The organism is Rhizobium sp. BT03, from assembly GCF_030053155.1.
GTDB lineage: Bacteria > Pseudomonadota > Alphaproteobacteria > Rhizobiales > Rhizobiaceae > Rhizobium.
This window is the reverse complement of sequence record NZ_CP125646.1, coordinates 1-25,872: the sequence shown is the minus strand read 5'-3', so window position 1 is coordinate 25,872 and position 25,872 is coordinate 1. Positions and strand designations below refer to the sequence as shown.

The window sequence follows — 25,872 nt, the reverse complement described above, 5'->3', positions numbered from 1 at the left end:
CATCGACAAGGTTCTTGCGCCTGGCGCAAGAACCCCCCGCTGTGGTTTTCCGAGGTGAACGCATCATGCAGATCACGTTGAATATCCTATCGTTGACCTCATTCTACGTCTGTTTTTCCATCGGATTGGCACTCGTTTTTGGGGTTATGCGAGTCGTCAATTTCGCGCACGGCGACTTTTACATGGTCGGCGCCTACGCCGCCTGGGTGACGTTGGCAGTCGTCTCCCCGATCACAGGGAGCATCGTCGGTTACGCCTTCGGTGCGGGCGTGGCCGCTTTGGTGCTGGCTGCAATGGGCTTTCTTGCCAACACGGCAATTATTAGGCCGCTCGCTGACCGCCCTCTCAGCATCTATGTTGCGACGCTCTCGCTCTCCTACATTCTACAGGTCTGTGTGGTTCAGGCCTTTGGCGCGGTTGGCCAGATCGTTAAGGCGCCTGTCCCAGGTGTCCTGTTCTTAGGCGGCGCGATCATGCCCTATCAGCGCGTGCTGGTCATGGTGGTAGCTGCGTTCATGATCATTGCCCTGTGGCTATTCATGGAGCGCTCCCGTCTCGGCCGAGCCATGCGGGCTGTCGCTCAAAACAAGAGAGGCGCGTTACTCCAAGGCGTCAACATTAAGCTCGTTGGGTCATTGGCAGTCGTCATCGGTGCGACCATGGCGGGAACCGCAGGTGTCGTCATGGCACCCGTTGCGGGCGTCAATCCCTTCATGGGCGTCGACGCTCTCTGGAAGGCATTCATTATCATCATCGTTGGTGGAATCGGGTCAATTTGGGGCGCGGTCGCTGCAGCGTTGATGTTCGGCATCTTTGACACCTTGGTGTCCGTCGCAGGCTTCGGCAGGTTTCTAGCTATGTTCAGCGCACTCATCATGCTCATCGTCCTATCAATCCGGCCCCAAGGCCTCTTCGGGGAGAAAGACTGATGAGCGGCTCCGCTACAAAGACAGTTGCTGCTCCATCCATCGCGGTGACGACACAACTTGCAATTCTGGTTTGCTTTCTCATCAGCTTGGCGATGCTGCCTGCCTTCGTATCGTCCTACTGGAAGGACGTGATCATCATCTTCCTGCTTAACTGCCTTATGGTTGTGAGCTACCGCTTGATTACGCTCATGGGAGGATGGTCATTTGCCCACGTGGCAACGATGGGCCTCGGAGGGTACTCCGTCGCACTTCTTTCGCAAGCGCCTTACAATCTTTCGATCGGCACGACCATCGCGATCGGTGGGTTCATCGCCCTGATTTTCGGCCTGTTGATTAGCTATCCGGTTCTTCGAACGCGCGAGTACTACTTCTTCTTGGCAACGTTCGCCGCCGGCGAGGCACTCCGGCAGTGCTTCATCCAGTTTCGCGAGATCACAGGTGGAACGAGCGGGATCGCGTTTATCAAACGCCCCCAAGGCTTCGAAGACGTCACAAGCTTCCACTTCCTTCTTCTGGCTGTATTGGCCGTAGTCGTGCTTGCGCTGCTCGCGTTCGAACGCTCTCGTGTCGGGAAGACCGTCCAGGCTGTCGGCCGGAACGAAGAGCTATCGGTTTCCCTCGGGATCAACGCGTGGGGGTTCCGCAGTCTCGTATTCGTCGTCGGATCCGCGCTCGCCGGCATCGCCGGAGGGTTCATGGCGAGCTACAATGGCATTGTTTCGCCCGCTGATTTTAGCTCGACCCTGATGTTCAAGATCGTCGCGTCCGCGATCGTCGGCGGTGTCAGCAGCTACATCGGACCGATCGCGGGCCTGATCTTCTTGACAGGGATCGAGCAGCTATTCCGCGGCGTGCCCCAGGTGGTCCCGTTGGTATGGGGCATATGCGTGATCTTTGTCCTCCTGGTCGCACCCGGCGGGATCGACTCCAGAATTCAATCCCTCCTTTCGCGGCTCCGTCCGAACAAGGAGGCTGTCAATGCTTGAATTGGAAAACGTTACCCGTCGCTTTGGCAACCTTACCGCAATTGATGGCGTCTCTACCAAGGTTTCGAGTGGGCACATACACGGCTTGATCGGTCCGAATGGATCCGGAAAGTCGACGATGATGAACCTGATTAGTGGGTTTTTGAAGCCGACAACAGGAAGCATTCTTTTCGAGGGGGCGCGCATTTCCGGCTTGAGGCCGCATGTCGTCTCCCGTGCCGGAGTTGTGAGAACCTTCCAGCTCATCAAAGTCTATTCCGAGGCAACAGTTCGCGAAAACATTCGTATGGCTGCCACCGCGCGTCTTTCGCCGCCGTGGGTCCCACTGAAGTTTTTCAAGAACCCCGGACCAAAGGCCATTGAAGCGGATGTTGATCGAGTGATCGAGATCATGAAGCTCGGTCATGTCGCATACCAGACCGCTGGTGTCCTGCCAGGCGGGATGCAGCGGACACTCTCGGTAGCGTCGGCATTCGTCGCAAAGCCAAAGCTGCTTCTGTTGGACGAGCCACTTGCAGGTTTGAATGCGACCGAGAAGGCAGGGTTGGCAGCGTCAATTCGGGAAATCAATAAGAGCGGCATCACAATCCTGCTGGTCGAGCATGACGTTAAGACCGTTCTCAGCCTCTGCTCGCACATGACCGTCATCAACTTCGGAAAGAAGATTGCCGATGGGCCGCCCTCAGAGATCGTCAACAACAGCGCGGTGATCGAAGCCTATCTGGGAAGTCGCGGAGGGAAGCATGCTTGAGGTTCGCAATCTCTCAGTTGACTACTCCGGAATCAAGGCAGTCGATAAAGTGTCGATCGATGTCGTCGCGGGCGCAATCACCGCTCTCATCGGCAGTAACGGCGCCGGAAAGACGTCATTGCTCGGCGCGATTTCGGGGCTGATCACGCCATCGACCGGCACCATAACCTTCAACGGAGTTGACCTGACAGCGGCAAGCCCTGCGGCGATTGTCGCCGCCGGTATGGCCCAGGTTCCGGAAGGGCGTGAGCTCTTCCCGCGAATGACAGTCCACGAAAACTTGCTCCTCGGTGCGCACCTTCGAAGCGACAAGCGAGCGATCAGCCGTGATATGGGCCGCGCATACGAGATCTTCCCCGTTCTTGCGCAAAAGCGCTCTCTGAAGGCACGCCAGCTCAGCGGGGGCGAGCAGCAGATGTTGGCGTTTGCCCGAGCGATGATGTCCGATCCGAAACTTTATGTTCTGGATGAACCATCGATCGGACTGGCCCCGCTCATCGAAGAGCATCTTATGCGCTCGATCGTTCAGATCTGTAAGGAGACGGGTGCCGGTGTGCTTCTCGTGGAGCAGAACGCAATGCTTGCCCTGGAGATCTCGACCAATGCCTACGTGATGGAACTCGGTTCGATCACGCTATCTGGCCCATCTTCGGGGCTCATCAACAATCCTGCGGTCGCCGCAGCGTATCTTGGACAATAGAGATGAGCGAAGAAACTTGGATCGAAACTGCGCGCACAATGGTCTACCCGGCCGATTGTGACACGCAGAACCATCTGAACACCACAGGGTATATGCGGGTTTTCGACATCGCGATCTTCCAGCTTTTCTTCAGGCTTGGATACACCGTCGACGATCTCGAAGGCAATTCCATCGGTTGGGCCGACGTCTCCCATCAGATCGGTTACCTCAAAGAGGTTAAGGCCGGCTGGCCGCTGTTCGTCAGAAGCGCGGTCGTCAAGATCGGGCGCAGTTCGATCGGCTCGATCCACGAAATCGTCATAGAATGCACGGGTGAGGTCGCCGCCAGACTTCAGGCAACAACCGTGCAGTTCGATCTGCGCAGCCGTACATCATTGCCGGTTCTGGATGCAGTAAGACGCGCCGCCCAAGAGCGCTTCGCATCTCGCCTGCAGGAAACATCTTTGGCGTCGTGACACGTGCGCTGACAGCGCATTGAGCGACAGCCACTTTGTAAACACCAAGATAATCAGGGAGCTGAAATGAGATTAGCGTGTGACACTGGGGGAACGTTCACCGACCTTATGGTCGAGGGTGACGATGGCACGTTGCGGATGTTCAAATCGTCGACGGTCCCTTCGGATCCGGCCCAGGGCATCTTGAATGTGTTGACCCTTGCGGCAACTGATTTCGGTCAGAGCTTGTCCGAATTCCTCTCCACCTGCGGAACATTCATCCACGGCACGACGCATTCGATCAATGCTATCATCACCGGCAACACCGCCAAGACCGCATTCCTGACCTCTCACGGGCATCCGGAAATTCTCCTTCTTCGTGAGGGCGGCCGTTCGAGCGCCTTTCCGGATCATATCAGCTATCCCGAGCCCTACGTTCCGCGCGCCTTGACCTTCGAAGTGCCCGGCCGTCTGCTGAGTGACGGCTCGGAGGATACCCCGCTTGACGACGCAGCGGTGCTGGCGATCATCGACCGGCTCAAGAAGCAGAACGTGGAAGCGGTTGGCGTGTGCCTTCTTTGGTCGATCGTCAATCCGGCACATGAAGTCCGGGTTGGCGAGCTTCTTGCAGAGCATCTCCCAAGCGTGGCTGTAACCTTGTCGCACCAGCTCAATCCGTCGATGCGAGAGTTCCGACGGGCATCGTCGACCTGTATGGACGCCTCGCTGAAGCCGCTGATGGGCAAATACCTTGGTCGCCTTGAGGCCCGGTTGCGCGAATCCGGCTTTGACGGCCGTCTGCTCGTGCTTACGTCTCAGGCAGGTATGATCGACTCTCACGAACTGGCGAAGATGCCGATCCATTCGCTGAACTCTGGTCCGTCGACGGCGCCGATTGGTGGCCGCCACTTCTCGGTTCTCGATACCGGCAATTCGACCGCCATTATCAGCGATACCGGGGGGACGACATATGACGTGAGCCTCGTGCGTCACGGCGCCATACCGACGACCAGGGACATGTGGATCGGTGAGCCCTATATCGGTCACAACACCGGTTTTCCATCGGTCGATGTCAGAAGCATCGGCGCAGGGGGTGGCAGTATCGCTCGGATCGACGAAGGCGGGATGCTGCATGTCGGCCCCAAAAGTGCTGGGGCGATGCCTGGTCCCGCCTGCTTCGGAAATGGCAACACTGAGCCGACCTTTACCGACGCATGCGTCGTTCTTGGATACATCGACCCTGACTACTTCCTCGGCGGTCGAATGAAGATCGACGCGTCCCTGTCACGCGCCGCCGTTGAGCAGGCAATTGCTGGCCCGCTTGGCGTGTCAGTTGAAGAAGCAGCCGCGGCAATCGTCGATATCGCAACCGAGAACATGGTCCAGGCGATCGAGGAGATTACCGTCAACCAGGGTATCGATCCCTCCGAGGCCACTCTTATTGGCGGCGGTGGTGCGGCCGGCCTGAATTCCGTCTTCATCGCAAAGCGGCTCAACTGCCTCAATCTGCTGTATCCCGAGACCAGCGCGACCTTGAGCGCTGCCGGTGCACTGATGTCGGACCTGGCTGCTGACCACCAGCTAACGGGTTACACGATCTCTGATCGTTTTGACCGGGAGAAGGTGAATGGCATAATCGCCGACCTCAAGGCGAAATGCGATGTCTTCAGCTCGGGTCCAGGAAGAGATGCACTTGAGACGACGGTCCAATACTATGTCGAAGCAAGGTACGAGAAGCAGGTCTGGGAAGTAGAACTTCCGCTGCCAGCGGATTCCTTCGATACGGACGCCGACGTTGACGCGCTGATCGAAGCGTTCCACGCAAAGCATCGGGAGATTTTCACGTTCGATGACGTAAACTCTCCTGTCGAGTTCATCACCTGGATCGCGCGTGTTCGTTGCCGCTTTCGCGACGCTGCGCTCGGTCGCCTTTCCAACAGTTCGACGGGCGATCGTCCCAACCACAGGCCTTGCTACTTCAGCGGCTACGGGACCATCGAAACGGCAATCGTATCCTCCTCCAGCATGCGCGTCGGCGAGGAATATCGGGGACCGGCAATTTATGAATCGCCGTTCACCACGATCGTAATTGACCCCACCTCATCGTTCAGCCTGACCGGTTCCGGAAGTGTACTCGCTAAAGCTGGCGCGATTGGTTCCGGCAAGGAGAAAGCGTAATGACCTCGCCAGCAAATATTTCCGCGGCACAGATGTCGATCCTGTTCAATAGGATCGGCGGTATCAACCGAAAGATGTCGAGCACCATTCTGCGGACTGGGCGTTCGGGGGTGTTGAACCGGGCACGGGACTTCTCGACGTGCATTCTGACCGCCGATTGCAAGCTGTTGTACTCAGCGGATGCCATTCCGATCCACACGCTTTCCGGTCCGGACCTGATGGCGAAATCCATGCTGGAATTTCATCCGAAGCTCAAAGCGGGAGACGCCTTCATTCACAACTCGCCATATCACGGCAACTCCCATGCGGCAGACCACGGTTTCATTATCCCGGTTATCGACGATGACGGGATCCACCGCTTCACGGTCGTGACAAAAGCGCACCAGGCCGACATTGGCAACGCGGTTCCATCGACGATGGTGGCAACGGCAAGAGATGTCTACGAAGAGGGAGCTTTGATCTTCCCATGTGTACAGATACAGCGCGACTATGAGGACATCGACGATATCATCCGGATGTGCCGCGCTCGTATTCGAGTGCCTAACCAATGGTATGGCGATCTGCTGGCGACCATCGGCGCGGCCCGCATCGGCGAAACCGAACTGCTGAACTTGGGTAAGGAGATCGGCTGGGACAAACTCTCCGCGTTTGTCGAGCAGTGGTTTGACTATAGCGAGAAGCGCATGGTCGATGCCATCGGCAAACTGGCTAGCGGCTCGACCGTCATGCGGTCCCAGCACGATTCATTTCCTGGCACTGGACCCGAAGGCGTGACGGTTACGGCCAAGGTGACGGTCGATGCAGAAGCGGCGATGATCGACATCGACTTTCGGGATTGCCATGACGCCCTGGCTAGCGGTCTCAATCTTACCGAAGCAACGTCACGAACCGCTGGTATGATTGGCGTGTTCAACTCCATCGATGGCTCCGTACCGAAGAACTTTGGCAGCTTTCGCAGGATCAGGGTTCATCTTCGCGAGAACTGCGTTGTCGGCATTCCACGTCATCCAACCAGTTGCTCGCTTGCGACGACGAACCTTGCGGACCGGGCCGGTAACTGCGTGCAAATGGCGATCGCCGAAATTTCCGAAGGCGCCGGGATGGCCGAGGTCGGGTATAGCTTGTGCCCGACAACCAGCACTGTTTCGGGGGTCGATCCTCGTGACGGGAAACCCTACGTCAACATGGTGTTTCTCGGACACACGTCCGGTGCTGCGGGCGCGTATTCTGACAGCTGGCTGACCGTATTGAACGTCGGGTGTGCCGGCATCTGCAACATTGACGGCGTCGAACTGTCGGAACTTTTCCATCCCCTCGTGGTACGCGAAAGAAGGCTTTTGATGGACACCGAGGGAGCAGGCCGCTTCCGTGGAGCCCCTGCAATTCGGGTCGAATTCGGTCCAGTCGGTGCTGACATGACGTTCATCTTTGCAAGTGACGGAACTGAAAACCCGCCACGGGGCGTTCGCGGTGGCGGTTCGGCCCATGGTGCGGGCCAGCTGGTTCGAGATCTCCGAGGTCAGGTCACGCCAATCGACAAGGTTTCCAACATCACCTTGAAGGCTGGCGAAAATATGATCGGGATTGCCTGCGGCGGAGGCGGATACGGAAATCCCCTCGAACGTGATGTCGATCTCGTGCTCAAGGATGTGGCCGAAGGCTGGATCTCTCCAGAGCGGGCGCGAGATGTCTACAAGGTGGCTATCATCGACAATGTCGTCGATGCCCAAAAGACCCGCGAATATCGGAACACGTCCCATTAACGCGCATGGAAGCCATGTTGCCGGTTGGCCCTGGCAGCATGGCTGGAGGAGAACTGCATGCAAGTTGATAGCGTACGTCGTGTTGCTGTCGTGGGTGCCGGGAGCATGGGAAGCGCCTTGGCAGAGAGCCTTTTGGTGGGAGGTTTCGACGTCAGTGTATGGAACCGAACCCCTGAGAAGTTGGCGCCGCTTGCCAAGCTAGACGCGTTCACTTCGACGGATCTGGATGCAGTTATTAAGCGCTGCGATTTGCTTGTTGTCTGCATCTTAGATCATGCGACGACCGAAAAGCTGCTACTGGCCGACGGCCCAAGACAGGCCCTGCGAGGGAAGATCCTGGTGCAGCTTACAACGATCACCCGCGGTGAATCTGAAAAAATGGCGGCCTTATGCCAGCCGGAGGACATCCTCTATTTGGATGGCGCCATCATGGGCTTGCCGCAGCGTGTCAGAGATGGAGATTGCATCATTGCCTATTCGGGTCCGCGTGGCGTCTACGCTCACTGCGAACCCGTTCTGCACGCGCTCGGCAAAAAGCCTATGTTCATATCGGAGAGCTACGGCGCAGCTCCCGACCTTGAGCTCGCACGGTTTGCTTACATCTACGGCTCCTGGCTCGCTTATTTCCAGGCCCTTGCCTTGTGCTCTGCCAGGGGCTTGCCGCTTGACGTCATTGTGGAAATTATTGACAGCGGGGAGCACATCCGTAACCGCACGACCAAGCGTTACGGGGATGCCATCATACAGCGCGATTACACTGCCCCCGGAGCAACGCTCGACGTCCACGCTGCTGCGTTCAAGCTCGTTTCCGAACAAGCAAACTCACTGAATATGAGGGCTGATTTGATCCAGCTCCTTGGCGGTCTGTTTGATGAAGCAAAAGCCAGGGGTTACGGGCAGAAGCAGCTTCCGGCGCTTTTTGAGATCATGGTTGAAGGCAGCCGGGGCGCATAGGCTGCGCCGGGCAACAAATTCAAAAAACTGTGGGGTATTATGAACAAAACTTACGACAATCCGACGTCGGCGCTTGATGGCTTGCTGTTCGACGGCATGTTCATTGCTGCGGGTGGCTTCGGCCTTTGCGGCATACCGGAACTGCTGATCGATGCGATCCGTCAGGTGGGCACCAAAGACCTGACGATCGCGTCGAACAATTGCGGTGTCGACGACTTCGGTCTCGGCGTGCTGCTGAAGACCAGGCAGATCAGGAAGATGATCTCGTCCTATGTCGGCGAAAACGGCGAGTTCATGCGCCAGTATCTCAGCGGCGAACTCGAGCTTGAGTTCAATCCGCAGGGAACGCTGGCCGAGCGGATGCGGGCCGGCGGCGCCGGCATCGCCGGCTTCTATACCAAGACCGGGGTCGGCACGGTCGTGGCCGAGGGCAAGGAGACGAAGGCCTTCAACGGCGAAACCTACGTTCTTGAGACCGGCATCGTCGCGGACCTGTCGATCGTCAAGGCCTGGAAGGCCGACACGTCGGGCAATCTCATCTTCCGCAAGACGGCGCGCAACTTCAATCCACCGGCCGCTACCTGCGGCAAGATGTGCGTTGCCGAAGTCGAGGAAATCGTGCCCGCCGGCAGCCTCGATCCCGATCACATCCATGTGCCGGGGATCTATGTGCACCGTCTGATCCAGGGTCAGCACGAGAAACGCATCGAACAGCGCACGACGCGTGCGGCGGCTTGAAGGGCAGGGGAAGAGACATGGCCTGGGACAGAAACCAGATGGCGGCGCGCGCTGCCCGCGAACTTCAAGACGGTACCTACGTCAATCTCGGCATCGGCATTCCGACTCTGGTCGCCAATTATATCCCCGAAGGCGTCCATGTGACGCTGCAGTCGGAGAATGGCTTGCTCGGCATCGGCCCCTTTCCGACCGAACGTGAGATTGATGCCGATCTCATCAATGCCGGCAAGCAGACGGTGACGGCATTGCCGCATTCGGCCTTCTTCGACTCGGCGCAGAGCTTCGCGATGATCCGCGGCGGCAAGATCGCCATGGCAATCCTCGGCGCCATGGAAGTGGCCGAGAATGGCGACCTAGCCAACTGGATGATCCCCGGCAAGCTCGTCAAGGGCATGGGCGGCGCGATGGATCTGGTTGCCGGCGTCAAGCGGGTGGTCGTTGTTATGGACCACACCAACAAGGCCGGCGAATCCAAGGTGCTAAAGGTCTGCACCCTGCCGCTGACCGGACAAAGTGTCGTCGATCGGATCATCACCAATCTCGGTGTACTCGACGTCGTTGATGGGGGACTGAAGTTGGTCGAGATTGCCGAGGGCGTCACCGACGGCGAGATCCGCAGCGCCACCGAGGCGACCATCATCAACTAGGCCGACCGCCGACCTGTTGCCGAGATGCTGGAGCCGGCGCCTGCCCGCTTCGCAAGGACCAAGAGGAGACCACCTTGAGCACCCCATCGATCGTCATCGCCAGCGCCGCCCACACCGCGGTCGGTTCCTTCAATGGCGCTTTCGCCAACACACCGGCACATGAGCTCGGCGCCGCCGTCATCAAGGGTGTGCTTGAGCGCGCAGGCGTCGAAGCGGGTGAAGTCGACGAGGTGATCCTCGGCCAGGTGCTGCAGGCGGGCGAGGGCCAGAACCCGGCGCGTCAGGCGGCGATGAAGGGGGGCGTCCCTCAGGACAAGACGGCCTGGGGCATGAACCAACTCTGCGGCTCCGGCCTTCGCGCCGTGGCTCTCGGCATGCAGCAGATTACCTCCGGTGATGCGGAGATCATCGTCGCCGGTGGCATGGAATCCATGTCGATGGCGCCGCATTGCTCGCATCTTCGCGGCGGCGTGAAGATGGGCGACTTCAAGATGATCGAATCAAGGACGGCCTGACCGACGCCTTCTACGGTTATCATATGGGCATCACCGCCGAGAACGTCGCCCGCCAGTGGCAGCTGACCCGCGAGGAGCAGGATGCGTTTGCGCTCGCCTCGCAGAACAAGGCCGAGGCCGCACAAAAGGCCGGCCGCTTTGCCGACGAGATCATTCCCTTCATCGTCAAGACCCGCAAGGGCGACGTCACCGTCGACCAGGACGAATACATCCGCCATGGCGCAACGCTCGAAGATGACCAAGCTGCGTCCGGCTTTCGACAAGGAAGGCACGGTCACCGCCGGCAACGCCTCCGGTCTTAATGACGGCGCTGCCGCGACGCTGCTGATGACCGAAGCGCAGGCTTCCAAGCGCGGCATCCAGCCGCTCGCCCGTATCGTGTCCTGGGCAACGGCCGGCGTCGATCCGCAGGTCATGGGCACTGGCCCGATCCCGGCTTCGCGCAAGGCGCTGGCGAAAGCCGGCTGGGCGATCGGCGACGTCGACCTCGTCGAGGCCAACGAGGCTTTCGCCGCCCAGGCCTGCGCGGTCAACAAGGACCTCGGCTGGGATCCTGGCATCGTCAACGTCAACGGTGGCGCGATCGCCATCGGCCATCCGATCGGTGCCTCCGGCGCCCGGGTGCTCAACACGCTTCTGTTCGAGATGAAGCGCCGCGGCGCCAAGAAGGGGCTTGCAACGCTCTGCATCGGCGGCGGCATGGGCGTCGCCATGTGCGTGGAAGCGATGTGACGGAGGGCAGGGCCATGGCCTCCGCCGAGTACCGTCTCTGCGACGTATCGCTCCACCGGTCGTTCGGTGGCCGGGACGCCAGAATTGAGCGGGAGCAAGCGCTCGCTGTCATCGATCTCCTGGAATCCAATACATTCATTCCAGTCGGTCACGACGGCGGACCTTATCGCCTCAGGATCGAAGCGGTTGACGGGCGCCTGGCTCTGCACGTTGCCGATGATCAGGGCGACCACGTCGTCAGTTACTACCTGTCGCTGACACCCTTCCGCCGACTGCTCAAGGATTACACCCGCATTTGCGAGAGCTACTACGACGCCGTCCGCCATCCAGGGCCTGAGCGGCTTGAGGCAATCGATATGGGCCGGCGCGGCGTCCACAACGAGGCTGCCGAACTGCTGAAAAGCCGGTTGTCAGCGAAGGTGAACATCGACAACGACACTGCCCGCCGGCTGTTCACGCTGATTTACGCCCTGCTGGTGCGCAATGCAGACCAAAGAATTTTGCTGAGCTGAGCACAGCACTTGAACGACCAAACAAGGAGGAATCCCCCAGTGAACGCAATACCACAACGCAACGTGCAAGCCGGAGAAACCAGCTCCGCAGGCTTTCTGGAGAGCGTTGACCAGAACTTCCGTCATGCCATGACGTTTCTCGACCTGCCCGAAGGGCTGGCGGAGCGGATCATGCAGTGCAACTCGACCTATACGGTTCGGTTCGGCGTTCGCCTGCGCGGCCGCATGTACAGCTTCATCGGCTGGCGGTCGGTCCACAGCGAGCATTGCGAGCCGGTGAAGGGTGGCATCCGCTATGCCTCGAATGCCGATGGGGAAGAGGTGGAGGCACTGGCAGCACTGATGACGCTTAAATGCTCGTTGGTCGATGTGCCGTTCGGCGGCTCGAAAGGCGCGCTGAAGATCGATCCTCGCGAATGGACGCCGCAGGAGCTCGAGCGCATTACGCGCCGCTTCACCCAGGAGCTCAACAAACGAGGCCTGATCGGCCCCGGCGTCAACGTTCCGGCGCCCGACATCGGCACCGGCGAGCGGGAAATGGCCTGGATGATGGACGAGTTCCGCCGCGCCAATCCGACCGATGTCATCAATGCGCGCGCCTGCGTCACCGGAAAGCCGCTGTCAAAGGGCGGTATCGCCGGCCGCACCGAGGCAACCGGGCGAGGCGTCCAGTTCGCCATCCAGAGCTATCTCCGCGATCCGCGCACTGCCGGCCTGAACGGCAAGCGTGATCTGAAGGGTGCAGCCGTCATCGTTCAGGGCTTCGGCAATGTCGGCTACCATGCGTCAAAGTTCGTCTCTGAAGAAGACGGTGCCCGGGTTACCGTTGTCGCTGAACGGGACGGCTATGTCGCCAATGCCGATGGTTTGGCGATCGAGGCGCTGAAGCAGCATCAGATCAAAACCGGCAGCGTCCTCGGTTTTGCAGGCGCCATGTCGTATCCGGGTGATTTGACGGGCATCGAGCAGCCATGCGACGTTCTCATTCCGGCGGCGATGGAAAATGCAATCTATGCGGGGAACGCGGAGCGCATCAAGGCAAACCTGGTCGTCGAAGCCGCCAACGGGCCGGTCACCTTTGAGGCCGACAAGGTTCTGCGCACCCGTGGGATCACCATTCTTCCCGATCTCTACGTCAATGCCGGCGGGGTCGTCGTAAGCTACTTCGAGTGGGTGAAGAACCTCACGCATATTCCCTTGTCTGATGGAACGGCGCCGGCGCGAAAGGCGCAACCAGACGATCGCAACGGCGCTGGAACGCATGACCGGCAAGGAGTTCCCCGCCGATATCCGTGACGAGTTTCTCGAAGGCGGCGCTGAAATCGATCTCGTCCGGTCCGGACTGGAAGACGTCATGCGCAGCACCTGGACACGCATCGCTGACCTCATCGAACAGCAACCGGAACTCGGTGATTACCGAACCGCCGCCTATGTCGCGTCGATCCGACAGATCGCCGACGCCTATGAAGCGATAGGAATCTAACGATGCCCGATTGATATTTGTGGAGGAGATGCATTGACATTTTATGATCTTTGATCAAAGATCATAAAAAATAACTTGAAACGCCATTCAGTGCGGGAACGCTGACGGACAACCTGGGAGATAAAAATGAATCGTCGTGAATTCCTTGCTCGCCAAGGAGCGCTTCTTGGCGCCGTTGGCATCGCTGCAGCTTTTCCTTCAATGAGAGCACGAGCGGCAGCAAGTGCCGAAGCGCTGAACGTGACTCTCAAGTTCCTTGGCTGGCAGGGTTACGATGACCCGAAGGCGATGGGACCGCTTGCTGCGCAGGGCCTCACCCTGGATGCGCAATACATCACGGGCAATGCTGAGATTGTAACGAAACTCCGCAGCGGCGGAGTGGGGTCGATTGACGTTGTCACGCCCGGCATCAGTGCCATCGGGCCCTTGATCAGAACAAAGCTGGTCGAGCCGATCGATGCAGCAAAACTGCCAAGCAGCGAGCGCTTTTTCACCCAGTTTCGTAACATGTCGTGGCAGCAGTCCAATGGTGCGAACTATGCTATGCCAGTGAGTTGGAGTGACTATCCGCTGAGCTACCGGGCAGATCTTTTCAAAGATCTTCCAAAGAATTGGGCAGATCTCGGTGATGAGAAATACCGTGGCAAGCTCATCACGCTGGACGACCCCGCAAACCTCTGGCTCTTTGCTCGGGCACTCTTCAAAACCACCGACTTCTCCAAGCTGACGAAAGCTCAGGTCAGTCAGGCTGCCGAGGCTTTCATGCCGGTCAAGGCGAACCTGACAACCATTGCGCCAAGCTTTGGCGACATTACTGACGTTCTGGCGCGCGGCGACGCGCAGGCAAGTGTGCTTGGATGGCGGTTTATCGACACAAAGCTGAAGGCAAAGGGCATTGACGGCGCGTCCTATGTTCCTCCGGAAGATGGTACATTTCTCTGGTGCGATTCATACTGCATCGCCGCCAAGGCTCCGCATCTGGAGCAGGCGTACTCGTTCCTCAATCAGATGCTTTCCGCAGAGGGCAACGCCATCATCGGCGCTGCAATCGGCTGTGGCGTTGTGAACGCCGACGCGGTCGCACTTCTGCCTGACGACCAACGAAAGCTCTATCCTTACGAAGATCTGCCAGCTTTCCTGGAAAAGAACACGTTCTATATTCCACCAGGCCTTGAGGCTGAGGGTGAAATCGCAACCATGCGGGATTGGACCGAAGCTTGGGAACGGATCAAGCTGTCATGATTTCGCAGGTAGTTGAAACTTCCGCAGTCTCGGTCCGACGCGTCACTAAGGAGTTCGGGTCATTCACCGCCCTGTCGAGCATTTCGCTCGACGTGGCGCCTGGCCGCTTTGTATCTTTGCTTGGTCCCTCGGGCTGCGGCAAGACGACATTAATGCGCATCATTGCCGGGCTGGATCGGCAATCAACAGGGCGCGTTGTGATAGCGGGGAAAGACCTGTCGCTGACGCCGCCGCATCGCCGCCCCGTTGGCCTTGTTTTCCAGCGCTACGCGCTGTTTCCCCACATGACGGTAAGCCAGAATGTCGGGTTTGCTTTATCACTGCAACGGGTGGAGAAAAAGAAGGCTGCCAATCGCGTTGGCGAGCTTCTCGAGATCGTCAGGCTCAGCGCCTTTGCAGATCGGCCGATCGATCAGCTTTCCGGCGGCCAAGCTCAGCGAGTGGCGCTCGCACGCGCTCTTGCTGCCGGACCACCGGTTTTGCTGCTCGATGAACCGATGTCAGCATTGGATCTCAAGCTTCGCCAAGCGATGCAGCTTGAACTTCGCCAACTCCAGCGTAGCATCGGCGCGACCTTCCTGTTCGTCACACACGATCAGGACGAGGCGATGGTCATGAGCGACGAGATCGTCCTTATGAACAGCGGAACTATCGTTCAACGCGGTTCTCCTGAAGAGGTTTATAGCCGACCAAAAACTCTGTTCAGCGCAAAGTTTCTGGGAGAAGCGAACATCTTTACGGGGTCGCTTCGCCGTGAGGGAAATAAGTCCTTGCTTCAATCGCCTGTTGGAAACATCCGCTTCGATGCTCACGGTGCTCGAGACACAGGAGCGGGCCTCGTCTGCCTCCGACCCGAATCCATAATGATTGAGGGGACGCCGAAAGACCGTCCTGCCGCGTCCGAGTCAAATTCGGTAACAGGACAGGTTCGAGAGGCGATCTTTCAAGGCGCATTCAGGCGCTACCTAGTCCAGGTAGGCGAGCAAAGCGTTATGGTTCAGCAACCGGTTCTCGCCGGTACGGGCGGCGCATTCTCACAAGGCGACCGGGTTCTTCTCACCTGGTCGGACAACTCAATCGCGCAAATCGAAGACGACACCAATGGTTAGGCAGTTTTATCTCATGGCTGCGCCGGCCAGCCTCTTCATGGCCGTCTTCTTCATTATCCCATGCGGCGTGCTATTCGCGTATTCTTTCGGTAGCACCAGCTACGCTGACATTTCGTTCGGTACCTCACCAGAGAATTACATCAAGATTTTTACGGACCCACTGTTTCGTGAGATTCTGCTTCGATCTCTTTGGATGGGATCGGCGATCGGGCTGGCGTCAGTCGTGCTTGCGTTTCCGCTGGCATATGCGATCACTCTCGGCCCGCTCAGGCGGGCAGGGACAATTATTCTGCTCCTGGTGATGGTCTCCCTGTTCACAGCCTACATCGTGCGGATTTACGCATGGCGATCACTTCTCGGCCGCAATGGCGCGATCAGCCAGCTGTTGAGCTGGACGGGTGTCACCGAGGCGCCATTGGAAACCTTCGCGTATAGCAAAGCTGCCGTGATCGTGACTTTGACAAGCATCCTCGTACCAGTCGCTATGCTCCCGCTCGTTTCGGCTCTTTCCGGAGTTTCCGCGCAATGCATCGAGGCGGCAAAGAGCCTCGGAGCCACTTCGATCGGCGCCTTTTTCAGGGTCACCGTCCCAATGGCCAGTCGCGGTATCGTGTCAGCGTTTGCGCTAGCGTTCGTCATCGCAGCTGGCGATTTCGTCACCCCTCAACTTCTCGGAGGACCCAAAGCGCAGCTTGCCGGGAACGCTGTGGTCGGTCGATTTGGTCTATCATTTGACTGGCCGCTCGGGTCCGCAATTGCGTTCAGCTTGGTGATTTCCATGGGGATATTCTTATGGGCGGTTACTGCTCTGCTGAGGCGAATCGGAATTAAGGATCGACCATGAACCAGGGACGTCTCTCGACTCTTGCGTTTAGCTTATACACGGCAGTCCTGCTGGTATTTCTCTTCGCCCCCATCGCTATCGTGATCCTTTTTTCTTTTGATGCGAAAGGACTTGCGGCTTTCCCTTTCGAGGGTCCGACGACGGAATGGTACGTTTCTGTCGCGCGGGATCCGATCATGCGTAAGGCAGCGGTCAACAGTGTGTTCGTTGCGCTCGGCACCACGATCTGCTGCATGTTGATCGGCACTTCGGCAGCCTTCGCCATCGCCAGATTCAGATTCCGTCGTGCATCGATGTTGGCCGGTTTGATGGCGCTGCCATTGCTCTTGCCGCACCTTCTGCTCGGGATCTCTTTGCTATCGTTCTTCACGAGCCTTGGGATAGGTCTTTCAGTATGGACCGCTATCATCGGCCACGTATTGATCACTTTGCCATTCATGGTGTTTACACTCACCAGCCGAATTGCGAGCCTTGATCCGCAGATCCCCGAAGCAGCGGCAACACTCGGAGCGAACCCCGCTCAGGCATTCTATCGGGTGACGTTGCCTCTGATACGGAGTGCCATGGTAGGTGCGGCGCTTCTTGTTATTGCGTGGTCGCTCGACGAATTCAGCGTTTCGTTCTTCACGATCGGATCCGACAATACACTTCCTATCGTGATTTGGGGTCAGATGCGTGCCGGCGTCAGCCCAACGGTAAATGCAATTTCGGCGCTAATGGTGCTAGCCACCACAGTGCTGATCTATGTCGTACACCGATTTTCCGACATTCGCTTTCAATAGAGCGGATTTCATTCCCACAACGGCGGCAAATTGACAGTTCGTGCCGCCGACGCTTTGCGGTTTCGGTCAGCAAAGCGAAGCGATTGAGTGGATTTTGAACGGCAGCTAAACATAGCCGCGACGACGGCATGCCCAATCCTACTGTCGTAGCGTCCAGTGCTCTGAGCGGTGCGCTGCCGCTTATAGGCCCGCAACGGCTTGCTGCTCTTTTGCGCCGTGGATGTGGGGATGGCCTCAAGCGCTGACCTGATCGGTGCATTGACTCCGTCTGGCGACAGCGGTGGATCGGGCTTATTCGTGTGACAGGGAATAAGCTTGGTATGAATTGCTATGTCAGAAGCTTAATATGATCGAAGCCGTTGCGGGTCGCCTAGAGGCCGCGCCGGCAGAGGTTCAACGTTGGTCAGGTGAGTTCAGGCCTCAGGCGGTAGCCGAAAGCAGGAGCCGGGTGCGAGCGTTTCTGCGATAGCGTGGCGCATAGGGATTGACCCATTGCGACGATATCTTCGTTTTGCGCGCCAAGCCTAGCAATCTGCGTTTACTGGGACGGGTCAGGAATGATCCTGGAGGCTGGAGAATGGATGCTTTACCTTTCTCTCCAATCAAGGACGGCGCAATGACCATGTGGGCTGAATAGTTTGGCCTGCTGATTGCCGGCCTCGACTGGACAAGGTTGATCGCAAGCGCCTCAAGCAGCCAACCAGAGTAGCGTTATGTAATTGCAATTGCTTGAAGATTCGCCAGTTTGTGGTAGTCTTCAGCATGGCTTTGAGCCAGGATCATCTTCCGCAGGATATGAGCTGCTCGAGATCGACAAGTTCGGCTTTGGGATCATCGTTCTTAGCATAGAGAGCAAAAACCATTCAGCTCAACTGCTCAATAGATGTGCTCGATAAGAGTGTCCTGTCCGGCTTCGCGCCTGGGTGACTCGCCCTACACTGGTCTTCGGAGGGTTGCTCGGACGGGCCAGTCGATCCTCATCACAGGAGGACAAGCGGTGGTAGACTATAGAGAAGCTTTTGTCGGAATCGACCTCGCAAAGCTGAAGAATACTATTGCTGTTGCCGAACCCGTCCGGAACGGATGCGTTGATCGCCCGGCTCCGGCTTGAGATCGAGAAGCTGAAGCGCGAGATCCATGGCAGCCGACCGGAGCGGAAGGCCCGCCTGGCGAGGCTTGACCACGACCGGCGGGCCAGAATAGGTGACTTATGCAAAAAACTATACCCATTTATCTTCCCTGCTTAGATGGGGATCGCCCAGTTAAGTTCGAGTTAGGGAATCACTTGGTTGGTGTCATCGGAAAGATTTGTGATTATACGCAGGAGCTCTATGCGCGTGAATTAGCTCACCTGGAGCGAGCCGTTGAGAAGCGGCGTATCGAATATGCGACGGGGCGGCATTTTGCCCGGGTTGCTTTAGCGTCTATGGGCCATGCCGCCTCCCCAATTATGACCGGAGAGTTCCGACAGCCAATTTGGCCGAAAGGAATCGTTGGGAGCATTGCTCATTCGCAAACACTCGCTTTAGTCGTCGTAACAAAGAGCGATCAACCCTTCCGTGGTATTGGAATAGATATAGAAGCACAAGGTAGCGTTTCTTCGGATTTTGTTCATGAGGTTCTGACCGATCGGGAACTTGCAAACTTCCGCACTTGTGGGATAGGCTTGATAAACGACGCAACCTTAATCTTCAGTGCAAAGGAGGCAGTGTTTAAAGCAGTCAACCCCATTACAAATGTCATGATTGATTTTAATGAAGCAGAGATTCATGTAGATCCAAGAGGTCGCACATTCCGCGCAAACTACGTTGGCGAAGACAAGATAAATGGGATTATGAATAGCGGGATTGGCAGCTATAGCTTATTTGAGAACCACTTCGTAAGCTTTTTTGGGATTCCATCCCTTTCCCTTGTCTAGATCTAGATCGCCATGCATCGGCTGCTCTTCCTTTAATGACGGAACGTCATACTCGATGGCCCGGAAGGGCGGGGGGAGGATCACTCGCCTCCGTTCCGCCCTTGCAAACCGGCCCGGCCGGTCGGATCGGGGGTTGACCGGCAGAGCAAGAAGACCCCGGCGCCGCGAACTGGCCGGTGAGGAAGCCCTATGGCATGCCCAATCCAACTGTCGGCCATCGCGTCCAGTAATCTGAGCGGTGCGCTGCCGTTTATGGGCCTGCAACGGCTTGCTGCTCTTTTGCGCCGTGGATGTGGGGATGGGCTCAAGCGCTGACCTGATCGGTGCATTGACTCCGTCTGGCGACAGCGGTGGATCGGGCTTATTCGTGTGAGCTCAGGGAATAAGCTTGGTATGAGTTGCTGGTCCCGGTAGGGACGATGGTTGCCCATCGCCACCGGGTCACCGGAGGTGGTCACCCACCTCCGGTTCCCACAGAACGTGGCGTGCGGATTTACCGCACCACGTTCTTCGGCAGTTGTTTCACAGTATCGCAAGTGCTCGCAGCGCCCGGTATGGGAGCCGCAGCTTTGGTTGCTGTAGTGGGGTCCGTTCCTTAATCTGCTGGAAGGCGCCCCAAGTGAGATGGCCACCATCCCGGCTGCGGCTGCGCAGCATCTTCAACCAATAACGTTCCACAGCTCTATAGACCTTGGTGAGCGACCGGTAGTTTCCGGCGACACCGTAGTAGCCATAGTGGCCGCGTAGGACAGCGTTAATCGCGCCGACCTGTTTCCTGATCGTGTGATGCCGCATTTCCCGCATCAGCGCCTGCAGCGACAAGACGCTCCGTCGAAGTCTCGACTTCTCCGTGCGCATGCCAACCTTAAAGTTATCCTTCAGGTTCCGCGTGCAGTACAGCGTCATACCCAGAAAGTAAAATGTCTCCGGGCGGTTTCTGCCGCGTTTGCTCGCGTGCCGCTGTGCGAACGGCCAAACTCGACCAACTTGGTCTTGCTCGGCTCAAGAGTGAGGCCAAATTTCCCCAACCTGTGACGCAGGGCCTCCTCGACCTGAAGTGCGTCCGAGCGATATTGGAAGCAGATCACAAAGTCGTCGATGTAGCGCACCAGCCGAGCCTCGCCCCGTAACCGGGTCTTCACGACGCGCTCGAACCATAGGTCCAGCACATAGTGCAGGTAAACGTTGCTCAGCAGAACGCTGATCGAACCACCTTGTGGAGTTCCTTCGTCACTCGGGTGGACAGCTCCGTTTTCAAGGACGCCCGCTTTCAACCAGCGTCTGATCAAGCTGATCAGGCGCGGGTCCCCGACTCGATGTGCAATAAACCGGAGCATCCACTCATGGGATAAGCTCCCGAAGAAATTCTTCAGATCCGCCTCCAGCACCCAGCCCGTCGTGCCACCTGAGATCACCTCGTTGAGGGTCGACAGGGCATGGTGGGCGCTGAGCTCTGGCCTGCCCCCGAACGAGCAGGGCAAAAAGTCCTGCTCGTAGATCGCGGACAGCAACCTCAGCGGTACTACGCTGGAGCGCCCGGTCCGATACGGTTGGCACCCCGAGCGGGCGCTTCTCCATCTTCCCGGGCTTGGGGATATAAACCCGCCGGACTGCCGGCGCGCAATATCCCTGACGGAGAATGGATTGGAGCATCGGCAACATGGCGTCCGACGCGGGTTTGAGTGCATTTTGGGATTGAATTTGCCGCCAGGTCTGATTCACTATCACCATGACGACTGCAAATCCTCGCCACCGGTTCCGTGTCTTTAAGATTTATATCCGGTGTCCTGTTGACGACGTCTGTGTTCAAAGTCAGACACCCTTAGGCGCTAGTATCATGCCGCCAAGGGCGAAACCCGAACTTTTTGTACTCCTGCTCGCAACACTTTGGTGGCATGCCAATTGCATGTGCACTGCCACAATTCTCATTCCGACCATGGCCGTCGCGCGGTCTTGAGTTCACATGACACTCGCTCGAACAAACCAGGCCAACCGAGCGGACAGTACAGCTGGAGATCAGGGTACGGACGCCAAATCCGAGTGAATGAATGTGACAACGGGCAAACATCCAAGGAGTAGCTGATGCGAGTAGCTGTCGTTAGGAACAAAGATGTCACGGGCGTGATCAACCGGTTCGGTCAGGCTTATCCGCAGCCGGCGGAGCCTTATGCTTGGCCACAGGACTCCAGCGACGGTGTGGTGGCGGCGCTGCAAGAGGGCGGCCACGAGGTGCTGCTGTGTGAGGGTGATAAAGGACTGCTCGCGACGCTCGAGCGGTTCATGCCGCCAGATTCGCAAGCCCGCCCTTCGGGAATCGTCTTCAACTTGGCTGCGGGAATTCAAGGCGAAGCCCGTTACACCCACGTTCCGGCGATTCTCGAGATGGCCGGTATTCCGTACACCGGATCGAGCCCGCTCGGGCATGCGCTGGCGCAAGACAAGGTGATCGCCAAGAGGCTTATCCGCGCACACGGCGTGCCGACGCCGAACTTTCGCGTGATGCATTACGACACCGTGGATACCGGCGACTTGCGATTTCCAGTGGTAGTGAAGCCGCCTCGCGAAGATGACAGCCTGGGATTGCAGCTCGTACGTGAACCTGATGAGCTAAAGCGGGCCGTGGAAGCGATTGTCAAGCAGTATGCGCAGGAGGCGCTGGTGGAAGAATACGTTGACGGGCGGGAAATCAGCGTGCCGCTGCTTGGAAACGGAGATCTCGAGGTGTTGCCTCTTGTGGAGCATGACTTCGGCGACCGCCCAACGCGTCTTATGACTTGGGAAGCGAAGTACGTCGCGGCTGCGGCCCCGTCGAAGATTTGCCCGGCACAGATCGAGAGCAGGCTTGCGACAGTCCTGCGGGATATTTCGATTACAACATTCCGCGCTTGCCAGTGCCGGGATTACGCACGTGTCGACTTCAGGATCGACCGCTCCGGCCAGCCTTTTGTCCTAGAGATCAACGCCAATCCGTCACTCGCAACGGACTCGTCATATTTCGTGGCTGCGGAGACCATCGGACATAGCTTAGTGAGCTTGGTCAACCGCATCCTGGATACCGCCCACACGCGGTATTTCGGAACCACTATCCTCTAAGAATGACGTTGCGTCTTTCGGTAGCGCCGCTGAGTCGTCACTCTGTCGTCCGCACGGCTTCGGGGGCGACATAGCGAGGCAGGCACAGAACGGATGGCGTGGAAGTTTTCCTCTCCTCTGACTCGAGCGTCGACGCGCAGGAGGAGTTGATGGGTCGATGGACGCCGATCTCGTTGGCGCAGAAGGCAACGACCGTTGCCAAGAACCCGAGCCACTCGAAGCGGCCCGATCTTCCGGCGCCATCCAATGTCATTGTGTCCTCTAATCGTGGGCCATTTGGCAAGTCCTTTTCTTTCTGATGAGTCTTTACACCTTGAGGCTATAGAACTGTATCCCGGGAGCATGGTCGTCTTCGCGGTCGACACACGGCCGCCGCACGATGGGGCTTCGCAGGAGGGGCTTTCCATTGTCCACAGCGCACTGCTGAAGTGAGAGGTGCAACACAATGAACGGAATAGCTCAGCCTATGTCCCCGGCAGGGACAGCTCTTCACGTTCAGTTCATGAGCGCCAAAACCTTCAGGGATAAGGGATTGATCACGCAGTCACGATTTCCGCTGTATTGAAAAGCTCACCTGATTTGAGCATTGCATGCATGATGACTGCCAGCTTACGCGCCACGGCAACCGCCGCGCGCTTAAATCCGACCCGTTCACGCAGTTTCAGCCCCCAATCGCGCAATCTACTTGTTGCTTGAGTACGGGCGAGGAGTGTCACAGCCTCTTCGTAGAGCAGCCCCCGTAAATGCGCGTCGCCGCGACGGGAGATATGCCCATCATAATCAACCTCTCCCGACTGGTAACGGCGGGTCGTCAGCCCAAGCCAGGCCCCCACCGATCGGGATTTGGGGAGATTGTTTGGATCCTCAATCGCTGCCATATAAGACGTGGCGGTGATGGCCCCGATACCCGGGATTGACATTAAGATCTGACATGCTTCACTACCTCGGGCATCGGTGATAAGCTTTTTGCCCAAATCCGTCGCGCGTTGGCGAGTCTGTCGCCAAGCTTCAGCAGCCGCAGGATGATAGCAGAAAGAGCATCCTGGTCCGCCAGTAATTCGCGCACCTTTGCTTTCGTTGAGAATCTCTGCGATCTCGGAAAAAATATGATTGTCGAGGAGTGTATCGATCAGTTCGATGATGTCGGGATTCGTCTTCACCTGCTGGCTGGGAGATTTTGGGCTCATGGTGACGAGGGTCTGGGTTTTGCCGCCTTTGAAGCGAATATGAGCCTTGGTTGTGCCTCTCTTCGGTAGCTTGAGGAGGGTGACGTCCTCAATGATGTGGGCAAGCAGGCGCTTTCGTTCGCGGTTCGGGGTCTCTGGATTTGTCCAGAGTTTTTTGAAGTCCGCCGTCATTGCGACCAACCGCTCGTGGATGGCCTTATCGAGGATGAATTGATCGTTCTCCCGGGCGCGCTCGCGCTCTTCGCGGGCATTAGCCAAGATGCGGAGCTTCTCGTTCCATTCGCCTTCGAGCGTGTCGGCGACCAGGCGGTTATTGGGATCGACGAGCATGAAACGGCGCTGGGCGAGATCGGCTTCCGTTTGGGCGCGCTCGATCGCGCGACAGCGCAGCCGATCCGCCTCTTCATGTCGCGCTTCGATCTCTTTGCGGACTTCAATCGCCAGTTCGATGGCTGCCGGGGTCATCTGCTCGGCGATCAGCATGCCGATGGCTTCGTCGACGGGAGGTGCAGCGATCGCCTGGCACAAGGGTTCGCCGCGATTGCTACGGGCGCGATCACAAACGTACCAAGCTTCCTGCCGACCGCGTCGGGCAGCGTAGCGCATGCGAAAATGCCTGCCGCATTGCCCACACACGGCCCGCCCTTGCAGCAGCGCCGGGCCTTCCCGCGGAGGTGATGCGACAGCCGCGTTCCATTTATGGCAGATGTTCGACTTTAGAATCCTCAGATTCTCCTGATGCTGCTCCCAACTGATGTAGCCGGGATGGGCATCTGGAATACATGCCGTCCAATGATCATTATCTTGTTCACGCACAATCCTCTTGCCAATCGATGGTTCGTCGATAGCGGCGGCGGCCATAGGCATAGGCTCCGGCGTAACGTGGATTGTGCATTACGCGCATCGCCGTCGAAGGCGTCAGTGGCCGGAAAACCGTCTGGCTGTCGTGCAGGCGTGAGGGAAAGAGAATGCCCTCCTGACGAAAGGCCTTGACGGTCTGGGAGGCGGATCCGACGCGAGAGAACGTCTCGAAGAAATGGACGATCGTCTCTCTGACTTGCATGTCTGGTTCAAGCGTCACATTGCCGGAATGATCATAGACCAACCCGGTTGGCAGGGGGCAACGGAACTCGCCACGCCGGGCCTTGTTGAGGATGCCGCCTCGCAGGCGTGCCTTGATCACATGCAGTTCGGCCTCACTCATTGTTCCCTTCAGGCCGAGCAGGAGCCGGTCGTTGAAACTTCCCGGGTCATAGACACCGTCTTCGTCGAGGATCAGGGTATCGGCAAGGGCGCAGATCTCGAGCAGCCGCTGCCAATCGGCATTGTTGCGCGCCAGACGGGAGACCTCCAGGCCCATGACGATCCCGGCATGCCCCATGCCGACATCGCTGACCAGCCGCTGAAATCCTTCACGCCAGACCGCCGATGCGCCGGATTCACCCTGATCGTTATCGATGATGATCTGCTCTTCTCGCCAACCAAGGGCGATGGCGCGGCCGCGAAGCGCATATTGCCGCATGGCGCTCTCGGTATTGTCGATGACTTGCCGCATCGAAGATTGGCGGATGTAGAGGTAGGCGCTGCGTTCGAGGTGATGAGACTGGACTTTCAGGTGTACATTCATGGTGCTCTCCGTTGGTGGATGCTCATGGCGATGGTCGCCAGGACATGAACGACGGCGCTGAGGTCCCCGTGCGCCGGCCGGACGGCCGATGACAGGTAAAACTGCTCTTGATCAGGGCTTGTCGCTGCAGGCACGGCCCGGGCCCATCCCCACATGCCGCGGCGCAGAAAAAGCATGAGGCCGCTACGGGCCTTAAGCGGCAGAGCTTCGCCGAGAGCCGTGCTGCGCAGCACCTCGTATTGCTCCGTGATGGCCGGCGAAGAACATGCCGGTCCCGTGACAACGTCTAACGGATCGTTTTTTTTAACACCCGTTCGATCGTCCTGGGATGAACTGCGATATCGAGTTCGTTGCGGACCAGCTTGGCGAGCTCGCGTGCATGAACGGGTTCGCCCGGGACCAGTCGTGCCTGCAGAAATGCCAGGACTTTGTCGTCGATCTTGTGGGGTCCGCGGGGACCCGGCTTTGCTGGCACCAGTCCGGCAATCCCCCTCGTGTCGAAGTTTGCCTTGGCCTGGTAGTAGGTTGGCCTGGAAACACCATACTCGTCGGAAGCGTCCGTTACCGAGACGTTGTCGATGGAGACGCGCCGCAGCATCTCGTATTTGACCTGGACGGCGTCGTGCGGATCGAAGAACTCGCTGCCGCGGAACTTCGGGTCGCGCACCTTCTCGGGGCTTGGATTGAAGGTGCCCTCGTTGATGAGGGTATCCATCTTTGATCGCTTGCCGCCGTACTTCGCGGGCAT

The 25,872-nt window shown here is 58.0% G+C and carries 21 protein-coding genes and 4 pseudogenes; 19 read left to right on the top strand and 6 right to left on the bottom strand.

The window, feature by feature from the left end; genetic code table 11:
* Positions 1–65: 65 nt before the first annotated feature.
* The 18 genes and pseudogenes from QMO80_RS32525 to QMO80_RS32435 all read left to right on the top strand — a co-directional run bounded on the left by QMO80_RS32525 (position 66) and on the right by QMO80_RS32435 (position 19,217).
* A complete protein-coding gene (locus QMO80_RS32525; RefSeq protein ID WP_127758526.1) occupies positions 66–929 on the top strand; it encodes a branched-chain amino acid ABC transporter permease in 864 nt (287 codons plus the stop codon).
* Positions 929–1,915: a branched-chain amino acid ABC transporter permease gene (locus QMO80_RS32520; protein WP_127758525.1), complete on the top strand. Its 987-nt coding sequence runs from the start codon at positions 929–931 to the stop codon at positions 1,913–1,915. Before QMO80_RS32525 ends, QMO80_RS32520 begins: the two co-directional genes overlap by 1 nt.
* Positions 1,908–2,666, top strand: a complete 759-nt coding sequence (locus QMO80_RS32515) for an ABC transporter ATP-binding protein (RefSeq protein ID WP_127758530.1) — start codon at positions 1,908–1,910, stop codon at positions 2,664–2,666. Before QMO80_RS32520 ends, QMO80_RS32515 begins: the two co-directional genes overlap by 8 nt.
* Positions 2,659–3,366 carry an ABC transporter ATP-binding protein gene (locus QMO80_RS32510; protein WP_127758524.1) on the top strand — a complete coding sequence of 236 codons (708 nt, stop codon included), beginning with the start codon at positions 2,659–2,661 and terminating at the stop codon, positions 3,364–3,366. Before QMO80_RS32515 ends, QMO80_RS32510 begins: the two co-directional genes overlap by 8 nt.
* A gap of 2 nt (positions 3,367–3,368) precedes the next feature.
* Complete coding sequence (locus QMO80_RS32505; RefSeq protein ID WP_127758523.1) at positions 3,369–3,821, top strand: thioesterase family protein; 453 nt, start codon at positions 3,369–3,371, stop codon at positions 3,819–3,821.
* Positions 3,822–3,929: 108 nt separating this feature from the next.
* A complete protein-coding gene (locus tag QMO80_RS32500) occupies positions 3,930–5,978 on the top strand; it encodes a hydantoinase/oxoprolinase family protein (RefSeq protein ID WP_245483062.1) in 2,049 nt (682 codons plus the stop codon).
* Positions 5,978–7,741 carry a hydantoinase B/oxoprolinase family protein gene (locus tag QMO80_RS32495; protein ID WP_164865581.1) on the top strand — a complete coding sequence of 588 codons (1,764 nt, stop codon included), beginning with the start codon at positions 5,978–5,980 and terminating at the stop codon, positions 7,739–7,741. The genes QMO80_RS32500 and QMO80_RS32495 overlap by 1 nt, the downstream gene beginning before the upstream one ends.
* A 57-nt stretch (positions 7,742–7,798) precedes the next feature.
* Complete coding sequence (locus QMO80_RS32490; protein ID WP_127758584.1) at positions 7,799–8,695, top strand: NAD(P)-dependent oxidoreductase; 897 nt, start codon at positions 7,799–7,801, stop codon at positions 8,693–8,695.
* 39 nt (positions 8,696–8,734) lie between these two features.
* Positions 8,735–9,433, top strand: coding sequence for a CoA transferase subunit A (locus QMO80_RS32485; protein WP_127758583.1), 699 nt, complete (start codon positions 8,735–8,737; stop codon positions 9,431–9,433).
* A gap of 17 nt (positions 9,434–9,450) precedes the next feature.
* Positions 9,451–10,080 (top strand): 3-oxoacid CoA-transferase subunit B, encoded by a 630-nt coding sequence (locus tag QMO80_RS32480; RefSeq protein WP_127758582.1) that lies wholly within the window; start codon positions 9,451–9,453, stop codon positions 10,078–10,080.
* A 74-nt stretch (positions 10,081–10,154) separates the two neighbouring features.
* A pseudogene (locus tag QMO80_RS32475) lies at positions 10,155–11,327 on the top strand (acetyl-CoA C-acetyltransferase).
* Between the two features lie 14 nt (positions 11,328–11,341).
* Positions 11,342–11,839: a UPF0262 family protein gene (locus QMO80_RS32470; protein ID WP_127758581.1), complete on the top strand. Its 498-nt coding sequence runs from the start codon at positions 11,342–11,344 to the stop codon at positions 11,837–11,839.
* A gap of 129 nt (positions 11,840–11,968) precedes the next feature.
* Positions 11,969–13,322 (top strand): annotated as a pseudogene (locus tag QMO80_RS32465) (Glu/Leu/Phe/Val dehydrogenase).
* 126 nt (positions 13,323–13,448) lie between these two features.
* On the top strand, positions 13,449–14,564 hold the full coding sequence (locus QMO80_RS32460; protein ID WP_127758555.1) for a PotD/PotF family extracellular solute-binding protein: 1,116 nt from the start codon (positions 13,449–13,451) through the stop codon (positions 14,562–14,564).
* Entirely contained in the window at positions 14,561–15,673 is a 1,113-nt protein-coding gene (locus tag QMO80_RS33105) for an ABC transporter ATP-binding protein (RefSeq protein WP_369685959.1), read from the top strand. Before QMO80_RS32460 ends, QMO80_RS33105 begins: the two co-directional genes overlap by 4 nt.
* Positions 15,674–15,686: 13 nt before the next feature.
* Positions 15,687–16,517 (top strand): ABC transporter permease, encoded by an 831-nt coding sequence (locus QMO80_RS32445; protein ID WP_164865587.1) that lies wholly within the window; start codon positions 15,687–15,689, stop codon positions 16,515–16,517.
* Positions 16,514–17,299 (top strand): ABC transporter permease, encoded by a 786-nt coding sequence (locus tag QMO80_RS32440; RefSeq protein WP_127758558.1) that lies wholly within the window; start codon positions 16,514–16,516, stop codon positions 17,297–17,299. The genes QMO80_RS32445 and QMO80_RS32440 overlap by 4 nt, the downstream gene beginning before the upstream one ends.
* 1,285 nt (positions 17,300–18,584) lie before the next feature.
* Entirely contained in the window at positions 18,585–19,217 is a 633-nt protein-coding gene (locus QMO80_RS32435) for a 4'-phosphopantetheinyl transferase (RefSeq protein WP_164865588.1), read from the top strand.
* 522 nt (positions 19,218–19,739) lie between these two features.
* Here QMO80_RS32435 and QMO80_RS32430 read toward each other — a convergent pair.
* Both QMO80_RS32430 and QMO80_RS32425 read right to left on the bottom strand, forming a co-directional pair.
* A complete protein-coding gene (locus QMO80_RS32430; RefSeq protein ID WP_283201829.1) occupies positions 19,740–20,075 on the bottom strand; it encodes a hypothetical protein in 336 nt (111 codons plus the stop codon).
* A gap of 44 nt (positions 20,076–20,119) precedes the next feature.
* Positions 20,120–20,728 carry a reverse transcriptase domain-containing protein gene (locus tag QMO80_RS32425; protein WP_283201828.1) on the bottom strand — a complete coding sequence of 203 codons (609 nt, stop codon included), beginning with the start codon at positions 20,726–20,728 and terminating at the stop codon, positions 20,120–20,122.
* A 571-nt stretch (positions 20,729–21,299) separates the two neighbouring features.
* Between QMO80_RS32425 and QMO80_RS32420 the strand changes: the two genes are divergently transcribed.
* A complete protein-coding gene (locus QMO80_RS32420; protein ID WP_127758546.1) occupies positions 21,300–22,310 on the top strand; it encodes an ATP-grasp domain-containing protein in 1,011 nt (336 codons plus the stop codon).
* 536 nt (positions 22,311–22,846) lie between these two features.
* Here the strand turns inward: QMO80_RS32420 and QMO80_RS32415 are convergent.
* The 4 genes and pseudogenes from QMO80_RS32415 to QMO80_RS32400 form a co-directional block, all read right to left on the bottom strand.
* A pseudogene (locus QMO80_RS32415) lies at positions 22,847–23,409 on the bottom strand (transposase); the annotation flags it as partial.
* A gap of 634 nt (positions 23,410–24,043) precedes the next feature.
* A pseudogene (locus QMO80_RS32410) lies at positions 24,044–24,103 on the bottom strand (hypothetical protein); the annotation flags it as partial.
* A gap of 202 nt (positions 24,104–24,305) precedes the next feature.
* Complete coding sequence (locus QMO80_RS32405) at positions 24,306–25,124, bottom strand: recombinase family protein (protein ID WP_245483064.1); 819 nt, start codon at positions 25,122–25,124, stop codon at positions 24,306–24,308.
* A gap of 286 nt (positions 25,125–25,410) precedes the next feature.
* The gene (locus QMO80_RS32400) at positions 25,411–25,872 is read right to left on the bottom strand and encodes a helix-turn-helix domain-containing protein (RefSeq protein WP_127758547.1); all 462 of its coding nucleotides are present in this window, start codon (positions 25,870–25,872) and stop codon (positions 25,411–25,413) included.